The organism is Homoserinimonas flava (genome assembly GCF_054969005.1).
This window is the reverse complement of the sequence record NZ_JBUEQS010000003.1, coordinates 444,886-457,903: the sequence shown is the minus strand read 5'-3', so window position 1 is coordinate 457,903 and position 13,018 is coordinate 444,886. Positions and strand designations below refer to the sequence as shown.

Sequence of the window (13,018 nt, the reverse complement as noted above, 5' to 3'; positions counted from 1 at the left end):
TACGGCACGAAAAAACCACGGTCGGACTGTTTTGCCCTGTTACCCGTAAGTATCGCGAGGACCGCGCCCCTGGATCGATCTGGGGCCGCGTTTCCAAGAAGGGGTGTCAGGGCCGAGAAAGCGCACCGACTCAACTCCCGCCTCCGGGAATGATTCAGCAATGCGCGTCACAATCTCCCCGCGGATAAGTCGCAACTGCGTCGCCCACGCCGTCGAATCGCACCGCACCGTGAGAGTGCCCTCCTCGATGCCAACCGGATCGGTGTGCTCGGCCATGTCTGGGCCAACAATCGACCCCCACGATGCGAGCAGCTCAGACTTGGCGAGTGGCGAACTCCAGCCAAGCTTCGCGGTGAGGGCATCAACCACTTCGCCAAGACCACGAGGATCTCGGCCGGCACCGAACGGCACGCTCGCGCCGGGTTCTTTTTTTGACCTGCGCCGCGCATCCCGTGACCGGGTAGATCCGTCGCCGAAGATTCGGCGAAAGCGCAAATACACCTCGACATGCTCCTGCTCGCGCGGCGGCAGATCCTCCCGGTCAGTCATCGGGATTCGCTTCGTCAAGAATGGTGCCCTTCGCGATCCGCACGGTATTCGCCCGGAGCGCTGGCGGAACGTCATCGTGCACAGCGGCGGTGATGAGCACCTGCTCGACCTCACCCACCGCTTCGGCGAGTCGCTCCCGTCGCGCCGAATCAAGCTCGGCGAACACATCATCCAGAATGAGCACGGGATCCCCCGTCGCGGAATCACGCCGGAGCTCCTGCACCGAAGCTAGCTTGAGCGACAGCGCAAACGACCAGGATTCACCGTGACTCGCGTAACCGCGCGCCGGCATCCCATTGAGGCGAAGCACGAGATCGTCGCGATGTGGCCCGACCAATGTCACGGCGCGGTCCAATTCACTGCGGCGAAGCCGCTCGAGTGAAGTACGGAATGCGGATGCTGCTTCTTCTGCCGTCACGACACCCGTGACTCCCGGGTCATCCCCCGCCTGCTCATCATCATTTGCGTTGAAGATGCTGAGACGGTTCTCGAGTTCTGCCGAATGGTCCCCACCGGCGATTGACTCGTATGCGACCCCAACTTCGGGCTGTAGCCGCGCAACAAGACCCGTGCGGGCCTCGATGAGTTGTGAACCAAGATCAACGAGACGGTCATCCCAAACATCGAGCGTGCTGAGCTGATTCCCCTTCACCCCGGCCGAGCGGGCCGACTTCAACAGGGTGTTGCGCTGGCGGAGCACTCGGTCGTAGTCCGCGATGATGCCGGCGAACCTCGGCGAGAGCAACACGAGGAGCTCATCGAGTAACCGGCGTCGACCCGAAGGCTCCCCGCGCACGAGCGCAAGATCTTCTGGAGCAAACAACACGCTCGAAAAATAGCGAGGGAGCTCCCGAGGCTTCACGGCGGAACGGTTGACCTGCGCCTTATTCGCCCCCGAGCGGTTGAGCTGCACTTCGACAAGCAACTGGCGTTCACCGTGCTGCAGCTTCGCCCTGATGATGGCTGCATCCTGATCTTTGCGGATGAGCGCCTGGTCATTCGACACCCGGTGCGAACCGAGCGTGCTCAGATAGCCGAGTGCTTCGACGAGATTGGTCTTGCCTTGGCCATTGCTGCCAACGAAAAGATTGGCGCCGGGGTGCAGCGTGACATCCGCACGCTCGTAATTCCTGTAGTCGCTGAGGCTGAGATGACTGACAAACAACGCTAGCGAAGCAGCAGGTTTGGCTGCAGCAGGTACTTGTAGTTGTCGGCGCCAGGCTGGTCTTTAGACGACTGGCTCGTGATGAGCACCGGCCCTGGCTTGTTGGGATTCTCGGTGCGGGTGAACGAGATCCGCACAAACTCTGAGTGCACCGCGCCGAGACCGTCGAGCAAAAACTGGGGTTTCAGTGACACCACCATGTCGCCGCCGTGTAGGTGGGCATCGATGGTTTCGGATGCCTGGGCCTGTTCACTGCCGATCGCTTCAAGGGTGAGGCCGTCGATCGTGAAGGTGAAGCGAAGTGCCGCCTCGCGCTCAAGCACGAGCGCAACGCGACGAACCGCTTCGATCAGCTCACCCGTGTTGATGACCGCGTAGTTGTCGACCTGCTCGGGAAAGAGCCGCTTGACGGGAGGAAAGTTTCCTTTGATGAGCAGCGAGGTCACTGTCTTGCGATCGGCGCTGAATGCGATGATCTCGCGATCGTCGGTGTTCGTGATCGCGACAGAAATCGTGCCGCTGTGACCGAAGGTCTTGCCGATCTCCTGCAGCGTGCGTGCCGGCACCAACGCCGTGACCGGCTCTGAAAAGTCACGGTCGCCAGAATCCCAGTCGATTTCGCGGACTGCGACGCGATACCGGTCAGTCGCGACAAGACTCAGGGTCGTGTCAGTGACTTCGAGCTGCACACCGGTGATAACGGGTGTGACATCGTCGCGTGACGCTGCGACGGCAACCTGCGATACCGCATCCGAGAAGGAATCTGCCGGCAGGAGCCCCGACTGCTCCGCAACCTGAGGCAAGGTCGGATACTCCTCGACCGGCATGCTCAACAGGGTGAACTTGGCTGAACCACAGACGACAGAGATGCGTGAATCTTCTGTCGAGAACTGCACCGGGGCGTTCGGAAGTCGGCTCGCAATATCGGCAAGAAGCCGTCCGGAAACAAGAATCGTGCCGGCTTCATCGACGGTTGCATCGATCTCGGTCTGTGCTGAGACTTCGTAGTCGAACGACGAAAGCCGAAGGCCGGAGTCGGTTGTTTCAATGAGGATTCCACTGAGAATCGGAAGGGTTGTGCGCTGCGGCAGCAGTTTCACGGCAAACGAGACGGCCTCGCTGAAAACGTCACGATTCACCTGAAACTTCATGCGATGCCCTTTCGACGCGGAAGATGACCCCGGAGGCTTAATACTGGCACAGCGACCGCGTCGCCGGTCCGCCACGCCGCAAGGGTTATCTGGACCCCAATTCTTGATTAAGAGATCTAAAAGTATTAACAGGTGTGGAAACTGTGGATAACCCGCTCGATGCGTGCGAGGTGTTGGGAACTACAAGCGTGTGAGTTGTGGGGGCCCTGTTGAACCCGGGCGGACAACTCCGAGAATCCGGGTGTGCATCCGACGCATTTCCACAGGCGCGAGTTTTTCATCCACATGCCAGCGGCGTGTTATTCACAGTTATCCACAGGGTTTCCACATGTGTGAACTTCTGTTTCTCTCTGCTATTCGCGCGCGTCGCGGAATCGGTGCAGCGAATCAGCTCGAGAAGCGGTGGTTCTGCTTGATGCGGCTCGTCAGCTCAGTGACCTGGTTGTAGATCGATCGGCGCTCTTTCATGAGCTCGGTGATCTTCTTGTTCGCGTACATCACCGTGGTGTGGTCGCGCCCGCCAAACAGCTGGCCGATCTTCGGCAGTGACAGGTTCGTCATCTCGCGACAGAGATACATCGCGATCTGCCGCGCCGTAGCGATTGCCTGAGATCTCGATGACCCGTAGAGGTCGTCGACCGAAAGCTTGAAATACGCCGCGGTGTGATTGATGATTTCGACCGGCGCGATGACATTGTCGTCGTCGAGTGTGATGAGGTCTTTTAGCACGGTCTGCACGAGTGCGAGATCGACCGGCGTCTTGTTGAGGCTCGAGAACGCCGTCACACGAATGAGTGTGCCTTCAAGCTCCCGAATATTGGACGACACTTTTGACGCCATGTACTCGAGGATGTCATCGGGCACCTGCAGCCGCTCACTCTGTGCCTTCTTGCGGAGAATCGCGATGCGGGTCTCGAGATCGGGTGCCTGGACGTCGGTGATGAGGCCCCACTCAAAGCGCGACCGCATCCGATCTTCAAAGCCGGTGAGGTGTTTCGGCGGCAGGTCGCTCGTGATGACCACCTGCTTGTTGTGATCGTGGAGGGTGTTGAAGGTGTGGAAGAAGGCCTCCTGCGTCGAATCTTTGCCCTGGAGGAACTGGATGTCATCGATGAGGAGGATGTCGATGTCGCGATACCGGGACTGAAACACCGAGGCACGATTGTTTGCGATGGAGTTAATGAAGTCGTTCGTGAATTCTTCGGAACTCACATACCGCACGCGGATGCCGGGATAGAGGCTCTCCGCATAGTGGCCTATCGCGTGGAGCAAATGGGTCTTGCCAAGACCCGAGTCCCCATAGATAAAGAGCGGGTTGTATGCCTTCGCCGGCGCCTCGGCGACCGCCACTGCCGCCGCATGAGCGAACCTGTTTGACCCACCGATAACGAAGTTGTCGAAGTTGTATTTGGGGTTGAGGCGGGAATCGGCCCGGCGCCCGGTTTCGGCGGCCGGCGGTGTCGGAATCGGCTCAAGGATGGGTTGCTCGTCGGTGTCGTCGTTCTGGTCGAGCGTGACGTGCGAGATCTCCGGGTTGACGACGATGGCGAAGTTGGTGAGATTTGCGTCGCCGTCAAGGTCAGCGATCGCATTGAGAAGCGGAATTCGGATGCGCTGCTCGAGCATCCCCCTTGTGAGGTCGTTTGGAACCTCGAGATACAGGGTCCCGGCCATGATGCCTCGCGGTTCGACGAGGCTGAGGAAACCCTGGAGCTGCGGGGTGATGCGGTCATCTGATCGGAGTGACTGCAGGATGCGGTGCCAGACTCCAAGCGTCGGATCGTTCGCTTCGATCATGCGGCGCTGTCCTCCCCAATCCGTGACGTTATGCACAGGGTTATCCACCGGCTGTGCAGTGGAACCACCTTAGTTTGTCCCGGCGGGTCATCCACAACCTTCGTTTCTTCGTGTGGATAATGTGCGTTTACTGAAGGCACGGTTTGACCGGGGGGCCGAAAGAACGTATTTTTAAGCAGTTGACTTCTGCCTTCAGGCAAATTCGTCATCCCGTGCGCCTCCGACAGGGTTTCGCGAGGGCCGACGGATGCGCGACATCGACTTTTTCACACCACCGCGGAGAACCCATCATGAGCAAGAGAACCTTCCAGCCGAACAACCGCCGTCGTGCCAAGGTGCACGGTTTCCGTCTTCGCATGCGGACCCGTGCCGGCCGTGCCATCCTCGGTGCGCGCCGCCGCAAGGGCCGCACCGAGCTTTCCGCTTAGCCACGTCCGGTCCGGTTCGGTGCTGGCTCGAGCCGAGCGGCTCGTCAGCGCCGCCGACTATCGACGCGTGGTTCGCCGCGGTCGGCGCGCCTCGAGTGCGACTATGACGGCGTACGCGGCTGCTGGCGAACAGTCGAGCACCTGGAGATTCGGGTTCATCGTTTCAAAGGCTGTCGGCAACGCGGTCGTGCGAAACCGCGTACGTCGGCGTTTGAAGGCCATCAGCGCATCAGTCGAGCGTGGGATTCGCAACGGTGGCACGCTCGACCTCGTCTTTCGGGCTCACCCAGCTGCGGCATCCGCTAACTTTCATGAGCTCCACGATGACGTGACCTCGCTCGTGAATCGCCTCACTTCGGCCGAGACCGCACCGAAGACCGAAGCTAGGCACATTGACGCGAGGCAAAGGGGATGAGGGTGAAGAAGACGCTCACGTTTGCCCTGCTGCTGCCGCGGAACAGCTGCGTCGCGATTCTTCACGTGTATCGCGCGGTGGTTTCTCCCCTCTACGGCGATGTCTGCCGGTACTACCCCTCATGTTCTGCGTACGCCCTCGATGCGATTCGTATCCATGGTGTGTTCAAGGGCATTGCGCTCGGCTCGGCTCGGATTGCCCGGTGTCACCCTTGGGCTGCCGGCGGGGTCGATGATGTGCCGCGGCATGCACGACGGAGCGTCTACATCAACCGCTTTGGATTTGTTACCGGGACCGACGTCAGGACCGATGCTGATCCTGCGTCGAGCCCTCACGACCACTCCCCCACGCGTCATCTCATGCTGCAACGAAAGGTCTGATCCAACGCAATGGACGTAATCAACTTCATCCTGTGGCCCATCAAGTGGGCCATTGAGGCCATCCTTGTGGCGTTCCACACTCTCTGGACGGCCATCGGGATGGACGCGGATGACGGAACCACCTGGGTGTTGTCTATTGTCGGTCTCGTCCTCGTCGTGCGGGCCCTGCTCATCCCCCTCTTCGTGCGTCAGATCAAGAGCCAGCGCCGCATGCTCGAGGTCTCGCCTCAGCTCAAGAAGATCCAGGATAAGTATCGGGGAAAGAAGGATCAGTTCTCCCGCGAGGCCATGTCGCGCGAGACGATGGAGCTGTACAAGAAGACCGGCACCAATCCACTTGCCTCCTGTCTCCCCCTCCTTATTCAGATGCCGATCTTCTTCGGCCTCTTCACCGTGCTGCAGAACGCCCAGCACGATGGCGTCGGTGTCGGGTTCCTCAACGAGACCCTCTCAACGTCGTTCGGTGAATCGGTGCTGTGGGGCGCACCTCTCCGGCTCGCGATCAGCAGTGCGGACGGCAACATCGCGGTGATCGTGCTCGCCTCGATCATGGTTGTGCTCATGACGGCGTCACAGTTCATCACGCAGCTGCAGATCATGTCGAAGAACCAGTCGCCCGAGATGAAGAACAGCCCGATGTTCAAGCAGCAGCGCATCCTGCTCTACCTGCTTCCCCTCGTCTTCCTCTTCTCTGGCTTTACGTTCCCGCTTGGCGTCATGTTTTACTGGCTCGTCTCGAACATCTGGACCATGGTGCAGCAGTTCATCGTCATCCGGAATATGCCGACCCCCGGCTCAGAAGCGGCGCTCGCTCGTGAAGCGCGCATGGCGAAGAGGGCTCAGCGGCGCGGCATCTCCATCATGGAAGACGAAGCACCGGTCATCGAAGCTCCCAAGCCAGCCCAGCGTCAACAGCCCGTCAACCCCAAGAACCGCAAGAAGAAAAAGAAGTAGGCACCCGTGACCGAGAACACCGTTCAACACCCCGCACCAGAGGCTTCCACGCTTGATGATGTGAATTCCCCCACCGTCGACCTCGATGAAGAGGGCGACATCGCGGCGGACTACATCGAGGAGCTCCTCGACATCACCGATCTCGACGGAGACATTGAGATCGACGCGCGGGGTGGGCGCGCCTATCTCTCCGTGACATCAAGCCAGCACAGCGACCTCCGGATCCTCTCCAAACCCGACACCGTCACTGCGTTGCAGGAATTGACGCGGATCGCCGTGCAGACGAAGACCGGCAACTTCTCTCGCTTGATTCTTGACGTCGGTGGATCACGTGAGGCTCGCCAGCAGGAACTCAGCCTGCTTGTGGAGCGCGCCATCGAGCGCATCGAGGGAGGCTCCCCCTCGGCCGCGCTTCCTCCGATGTCGTCGTATGAGCGCAAGCTTGTCCACGACATCGTGGCAGACCGCGGCTTCACGTCCGAGTCCGAAGGTGAAGGCCGCGATCGCCACACCGTCATCTCGCGCGCATAGTTTCACGTGAAACATCAGCCAGTGAATGCTGATCTCGAGACGGAACCCACAGCTGCCGCGGTGCTCTTTGGAGAACGCCTTCCTGTCGCGCGGGAGTTCGTCGCTGACCTCGCCTCGCGGGGAGAAGAACTCGGGCTTATCGGCCCGCTCGAACTTCCACGACTCTGGACCCGACACGTCGTGAACTCGGCCCTGATGGCCCCCCTGCTTCGCCCTGGTCGTGTCGGAGATATTGGGAGCGGTGCGGGCTTGCCGGGAATTGTGCTCGCGATCGCTCGTCCAGACGTGGATTTCGTGCTCATCGAGCCGATGGAGCGCCGTGTCGCCTGGCTCAATGAGCAAGTGGCTCGGCTCGGTCTCACGAACGTGGAGGTCGTGCGCTCCCGCGCCGAAGACGCAGAGCTCAGCCCGTGGCTCGATCAGGCAACCGCCCGTGCCGTGAGCGCACTTTCGAAGCTCATTCCACTCGTTGCTCCCCTCATGAAGTCGGGGGGCGAGCTCTTGTTCTTCAAGGGTGCGAGCGTCGATTCTGAGATTGAAGCCGCTGCCAAAGTCATTCGCAGGCACCGCCTGCATGACGTGGAGGTGTTGATGCTCGGAGACGACGTTGGCACAGAACCCACGAGGGTCTTTCGGGCTACAGTGGACTGATCGGCGTACGTCGCCACAGAGCACGTCGGCCGAACCCATCGCCCCACACTTTCGGTGCATCCGCGGTTCCTCGTGTCGCGAGACGCACGCTGCGCTGGCTACGAATCCATGGCCCGATCGACCAGAAGGTTTCACGTGAAACATCCCGAAGACATTCACCGCGACGGCTCCATCGATGCCACGGAACCAGCGAAGCCCGCCGGGAAGTCTGCGCTCGGTGGATTCTCCGACACGCCACTGGCTCGCGAGCTCTCGGAGATCACCCGCCGCCGCCGTGCACTCGAGGCAGAGGTGCTTCCCCTTCCAGAGGCCACCCGAGTGTTCACAGTTGCGAATCAGAAGGGCGGCGTTGGCAAGACCACGACGACAGTCAATCTCGCCGCGGCGCTTGCCAGAAACGGTGCTCGGGTGCTCGTGATTGACCTTGACCCGCAGGGAAACGCCTCGACCGCGCTCGGAATCGATCACCGCTCCGAAACCATCAGCGTGTACGACGTCCTCGTGAATGACGTGGCGATGGCCGACGTCGTCAAGAAGAGCCCCGAGGGAAACGAGCTGTACTGCCTCCCGGCAACCATCCATCTCGCCGGTGCAGAGATCGAACTCGTCTCGCTTGTCGCGAGGGAGCAGCGCCTTCGCTCGGCGCTCGACACATTCCTCGCCGAGAGCCCGGAACTGTTTCACTACGTCTTTATCGACTGCCCTCCCTCGCTCGGGCTGCTCACGATTAACGCCTTCGTCGCCGCCCAGGAGGTGCTCATCCCGATTCAGTGCGAGTACTACGCGCTCGAAGGGCTCAGTCAGCTTCTCAGCAACATCCAGCTCATTGAGCGACACCTCAACCCAACGCTCACTGTCTCGACTATTTTGTTGACCATGTACGACTCGAGGACCAACTTGGCGAACCAGGTCGCCGATGATGTGCGGGAGCACTTTCCGGAGCAGGTCCTCACCACTCCAATTCCAAGGTCCGTGCGCATCTCCGAGGCTCCGAGCTTTGGTCTGAGCGTGATCAGCTACGACACGAATTCACCGGGCTCAATCTCGTACCTCGAGGCGGCGGCCGAGATTGCGCGTCGTGGGGCTCCTGTCCCAGCACCGACGAGCGCGTAACCCTCCCCCAAGCTCACACCACACCAGAGAAGTAGGAACACTGATGGCAGCAAAGCGCACCGGGCTCGGCCGCGGCATCGGGGCCCTCATCCCGACAGACGAGGGATCCCCGGCGAGGCCCGTTGACGTGTTCTTTCCGACATCTGGGGCAGTAGTGCAGCAGGACGCGCCAGACGATGCCCTTGCGGCTGTGCCGGGGGCGCGGCTCGCGAACCTCGACCCCGCTGACATTGTGCCGAACGCGGCACAACCGCGACACACGTTCGTGCAGGAAGACCTCGAAGAGCTCATCCACTCGATCCGTGAGTTTGGCGTGCTTCAGCCGATCGTGGTGCGGCCGTTGCCGGGCTCTGAAGCGACTGGGCCAAAGTACGAGCTCGTCATGGGTGAGCGCAGGCTCCGGGCCACCAAGCACCTGGGCCTGGCAACGATTCCCGCCGTGGTCAAAGACACCGCGGACGACGCGATGCTTCGTGACGCGCTGCTCGAGAACCTGCACCGCGCGAACCTGAATCCACTCGAAGAAGCGTCGGCATACCAGCAGCTGCTCGCCGACTTCGGCATCACACAAGATCAGCTCGCCGAGCGCATCGGTCGCTCACGCCCGCAGATCACCAACACCATCCGACTCCTCCGCCTCCCAGAAGGCGTGCAGCAGCGCGTCGCCGCTGGCGTGCTCACGGCAGGCCACGCACGCGCCATCCTCTCGACTGGCGACCCCGCGACGATGGAGCGTTTGGCCGACAAGATCATCAACGAAGACCTCTCTGTGCGCGCCGCGGAGGTTGCCGCTGGTCTCGTGTCGACGAAGCCGAAGCGAGGCCCGAAGCCCAGCAAGGGCGGGCGCCAGGGTCAGCTTGATGAAATCGCGGAGCGTCTCGGCGATCGACTCGACACCAGAGTCAAGATCTCGCTCGGTGCAACGAAGGGTTCCATCGCGATCGACTTCGCCACGGTTGGCGACCTCAACCGGATCCTCGGTGAGCTTGGAGAGCCCGGCTTCAAGTAGCCTCAGCTCTCGCGTGCCGAGCGGCGTGAGAGCTGCATTCGATTCTCGGAATATTGCTCTGATCAGGCATTTAGCTCGATAGAATCAGGATTCTAGCTCGACCTCGCGTCGCGCACTGCAGCCTGGCAGAGCGCGAGGTAGGCCCATCCGACATCGTGACCAGCGACCTCGAGCGCCCGCGGGAACAGCGACGTCTCCGTGAGCCCAGGCATGACGCTCGCCTCGAGAAAGAACGGGGTTCCCGTGGCGTCGACCATGAGATCGATGCGTGAGATGTGGCGTAGCCCGAGTGTCGAGTGCGCTGTGATAGCAACCTCGGATGCGCGAGCCGCGACATCATCGGCGATGCGAGCCGGGGTATAGAAACGGGTTTCGCCTGCGTTGTACCGAGCCTCAAAGCTGTAGAAGCCCGAAATTGGCTCGATCTCTACCGGCGGCACCGCGACGGGTCCGTCGCCCGTGTCAATGACGCACACCGAAATCTCGGTGCCGACAATCTTTTGCTCGACGAGCGCAACATCCCAGTATCGATAGGCGTGCACCATCGCGTTCGCGAGGCCCGCCGGCTCATCGACGATTGTCACGCCCTGCGCTGAACCGCCCTGTGCTGGCTTCACGACGACGGGTCCACTGAGCTCGGCCGCGATGCGATCGAGCACGTTCACGGCGCCGAGGTCTCGGAACGTGTCACGGGAGAGGGCGATCGAACGGGGTGTCGGCACTCCCGCGCGCTCGACAAGAATCTTGGCCGTCGGTTTGTCCCAGGCAAGCCGTGACGCCGCCGCGCGCGAACCCACAAACGGCACACCAACAAAATCGAGCAAGCCGCGCAGCGAGCCATCTTCTCCCCCGGCACCATGCAGCGCCGGCCAGACCACGTCGGGCTGTCTTGCCTCCATGTGGGCGAAGAGCGTGGCATCCGGATCGCGAAGTTCGACCGAGATGCCCTGTGCGCTGAGGCTATCGGCGATGCGCCGACCTGAGCGCAGCGAGACATCGCGCTCATGCGAGATGCCGCCCGCGAGGATCAGCACGGTGTTGGGAGTGAACTCGTCCATAGTCGTCAGATTCTTTCGTGGAACGGCGGGTGGAACGGGCTAGTTGATGTTCGGCGGGGGGCTCGTGACGTGGGCTGGGCCAACGAGCGGCATCTGACCGGTGACGACGGGGCCAGACGATGCGAAGGTCTTCAGCAGTTCGAGCTCACCGTTGATCACCGAGGTCAGACGACGCACCCCGGTGCGGATCGTCTCCTCGTTCGGGTAACAGAACGAGAGTCGGATGTGGTGGCGCCCGCCCCCGTCGGCATAGAAGGCAGTGCCGGGGGTGAAGGCGACGAGCTCTTTGACGGCGCGGGGCAGCATCTCTTTGGAGTCGAGTGACTCCGGCAGCGTCAGCCAGACGTAGAAACCGCCGTTCGGCACCGTCCACTCCAGCTCGGGCAGATGCTCTTGCAGTGAGGAGAGGAGGGCGTCTCGTCGGCCGCGATACACGTCACGGAAGGTGTCGATCTGGCCCTTCCAGTCGGCGCTGCGCAGGTACTCGGAGATGGCGAACTGGCTGAACGAGCTCGGGCAGAGAATGGCCGACTCGTTAGCGAGAATGAGTTTCTCTCGGATCGCGTGTGGCGCGAGAGCCCATCCGACCCTGAATCCCGGCGCGAGGGTCTTGGAGAACGTGCCGAGGTAGATGACCCCGTCCTCCTCGATCGATCGCATCGCGTGCGGCGGCGGGGTGTCGAAGTAGAGGAGCCCGTAGGGGTTGTCTTCAAGCACCAGGATGTCGTTTGAGCGGCAGATCTCGAGAATCTCAAGACGGCGCTCCCACGTGAGCGTGACACCGGCAGGGTTGTGGAACGTGGGGATCGTGTAGAGGAACTTGATGCGCTTGCCCTCGGCCTTGAGCCGCGCAATGGCCTCGCGCAGTGCCTCGGGGATGAGCCCGTCGTCGTCCATGAGCACGTGGGCGATCTCGGCCTGATACGAGCGGAACACGCCGATCGCACCCACATAGCTCGGCGCCTCGGCGAGGACAACGTCGCCCGGGTCGATAAACAGCTTGGTCACGAGGTCGAGCGCCTGCTGCGAGCCCGTCGTGACAACGACATCATCGACGCTCCCCCGGATGCCCTCGAGCGCCATGACTTCGAGGATCTGCTCGCGAAGCTCAGGGGTGCCCTGCCCTGACCCGTACTGGAGCGCGGTCGGGCCGCTGTCGCGCATGACCCGTTCGAGCGAGGATGTCACGAGCTCTGGTGGCAGTGCGGAGACGAAGGGCATGCCGCCGGCAAGCGACACAACCTCGGGCCGGGAGGCCACCGCGAACAGCGCTCGGACCTCTGATGCACTGAGCCCCGCCGCGCGGCGGGCATAGTGGTCATACCAGGGGTCGAATCTCGTGCTCGACCCGCCCGATGAAGGTTCGTGCGGTGCCATAGGGAATCCCGTGAGTGTCAGGTTGGTGCTGGAACTCTCCAGCGTAGATGACAACGGCCCGCCTGCGAACGCAGGCGGGCCGTTGTCATGATGGGGATGGTGCCGATCAGGCGAGGAACTCCGCGAGGTCAGCCTCGAGCGCCGGCTTCGGCTTCGCACCGATGACGGTCTTGACAACCTCGCCGCCCTTGAAGACCTTCATCGCCGGGATCGACGTGATCTGGTACTTCATCGCGGTCTGAGGGTTGTCATCGACGTTGAGCTTGACGATCTGGAGCTTGTCGGCGTGCTCGGAGGCGATCTGGTCGAGGATCGGCGACACAGCGCGGCACGGGCCACACCATTCCGCCCAGAAGTCGACCATGATCGGCTTGTCGGAATTGAGCACCTCGGCCTCGAAGGTGGCGTCGGTCACTTCGCGTGCACTGGACATTGCATTC

Annotated in this window: 15 protein-coding genes; 8 read left to right on the top strand and 7 right to left on the bottom strand. The window is 61.6% G+C overall.

The window, feature by feature from the left end:
* Positions 1–39 precede the first annotated feature (39 nt).
* From ACY48M_RS11045 to dnaA, 4 genes are all read right to left on the bottom strand, one after another.
* On the bottom strand, positions 40–549 hold the full coding sequence (locus tag ACY48M_RS11045; protein ID WP_462820335.1) for a DciA family protein: 510 nt from the start codon (positions 547–549) through the stop codon (positions 40–42).
* Positions 542–1,714, bottom strand: a complete 1,173-nt coding sequence (gene recF / locus ACY48M_RS11040; protein ID WP_462820334.1) for a DNA replication/repair protein RecF — start codon at positions 1,712–1,714, stop codon at positions 542–544. The genes ACY48M_RS11045 and recF overlap by 8 nt, the downstream gene beginning before the upstream one ends.
* A gap of 2 nt (positions 1,715–1,716) precedes the next feature.
* Positions 1,717–2,865 (bottom strand): DNA polymerase III subunit beta, encoded by a 1,149-nt coding sequence (gene dnaN / locus ACY48M_RS11035; RefSeq protein ID WP_462820333.1) that lies wholly within the window; start codon positions 2,863–2,865, stop codon positions 1,717–1,719.
* Positions 2,866–3,252: 387 nt separating this feature from the next.
* Positions 3,253–4,662: a chromosomal replication initiator protein DnaA gene (gene dnaA, locus ACY48M_RS11030; protein ID WP_462820332.1), complete on the bottom strand. Its 1,410-nt coding sequence runs from the start codon at positions 4,660–4,662 to the stop codon at positions 3,253–3,255.
* Between the two features lie 290 nt (positions 4,663–4,952).
* Between dnaA and rpmH the strand changes: the two genes are divergently transcribed.
* The 8 genes from rpmH to ACY48M_RS10990 all read left to right on the top strand — a co-directional run bounded on the left by rpmH (position 4,953) and on the right by ACY48M_RS10990 (position 10,143).
* On the top strand, positions 4,953–5,090 hold the full coding sequence (gene rpmH / locus ACY48M_RS11025; protein ID WP_010204566.1) for a 50S ribosomal protein L34: 138 nt from the start codon (positions 4,953–4,955) through the stop codon (positions 5,088–5,090).
* A complete protein-coding gene (gene rnpA, locus ACY48M_RS11020; protein ID WP_462820331.1) occupies positions 5,029–5,505 on the top strand; it encodes a ribonuclease P protein component in 477 nt (158 codons plus the stop codon). Before rpmH ends, rnpA begins: the two co-directional genes overlap by 62 nt.
* A 2-nt stretch (positions 5,506–5,507) precedes the next feature.
* On the top strand, positions 5,508–5,885 hold the full coding sequence (yidD, locus tag ACY48M_RS11015; RefSeq protein ID WP_462820330.1) for a membrane protein insertion efficiency factor YidD: 378 nt from the start codon (positions 5,508–5,510) through the stop codon (positions 5,883–5,885).
* A 9-nt stretch (positions 5,886–5,894) separates the two neighbouring features.
* Positions 5,895–6,839, top strand: a complete 945-nt coding sequence (gene yidC / locus ACY48M_RS11010) for a membrane protein insertase YidC (RefSeq protein WP_462820329.1) — start codon at positions 5,895–5,897, stop codon at positions 6,837–6,839.
* Between the two features lie 60 nt (positions 6,840–6,899).
* Complete coding sequence (locus ACY48M_RS11005; protein ID WP_462820549.1) at positions 6,900–7,370, top strand: Jag family protein; 471 nt, start codon at positions 6,900–6,902, stop codon at positions 7,368–7,370.
* A gap of 21 nt (positions 7,371–7,391) precedes the next feature.
* Positions 7,392–8,021: a 16S rRNA (guanine(527)-N(7))-methyltransferase RsmG gene (rsmG, locus tag ACY48M_RS11000; protein ID WP_462820328.1), complete on the top strand. Its 630-nt coding sequence runs from the start codon at positions 7,392–7,394 to the stop codon at positions 8,019–8,021.
* A 135-nt stretch (positions 8,022–8,156) separates the two neighbouring features.
* Complete coding sequence (locus tag ACY48M_RS10995; protein WP_462820327.1) at positions 8,157–9,134, top strand: ParA family protein; 978 nt, start codon at positions 8,157–8,159, stop codon at positions 9,132–9,134.
* A 43-nt stretch (positions 9,135–9,177) separates the two neighbouring features.
* Positions 9,178–10,143 (top strand): ParB/RepB/Spo0J family partition protein, encoded by a 966-nt coding sequence (locus ACY48M_RS10990; RefSeq protein ID WP_462820326.1) that lies wholly within the window; start codon positions 9,178–9,180, stop codon positions 10,141–10,143.
* Between the two features lie 92 nt (positions 10,144–10,235).
* Here the strand turns inward: ACY48M_RS10990 and ACY48M_RS10985 are convergent, their stop codons facing one another.
* The 3 genes from ACY48M_RS10985 to trxA all read right to left on the bottom strand — a co-directional run bounded on the left by ACY48M_RS10985 (position 10,236) and on the right by trxA (position 13,011).
* On the bottom strand, positions 10,236–11,201 hold the full coding sequence (locus ACY48M_RS10985) for a D-alanine--D-alanine ligase family protein (protein WP_462820325.1): 966 nt from the start codon (positions 11,199–11,201) through the stop codon (positions 10,236–10,238).
* A 39-nt stretch (positions 11,202–11,240) separates the two neighbouring features.
* A complete protein-coding gene (locus ACY48M_RS10980; protein ID WP_462820324.1) occupies positions 11,241–12,578 on the bottom strand; it encodes an aminotransferase-like domain-containing protein in 1,338 nt (445 codons plus the stop codon).
* A 106-nt stretch (positions 12,579–12,684) separates the two neighbouring features.
* Complete coding sequence (gene trxA, locus ACY48M_RS10975; protein WP_462820323.1) at positions 12,685–13,011, bottom strand: thioredoxin; 327 nt, start codon at positions 13,009–13,011, stop codon at positions 12,685–12,687.
* Positions 13,012–13,018 lie beyond the last annotated feature (7 nt).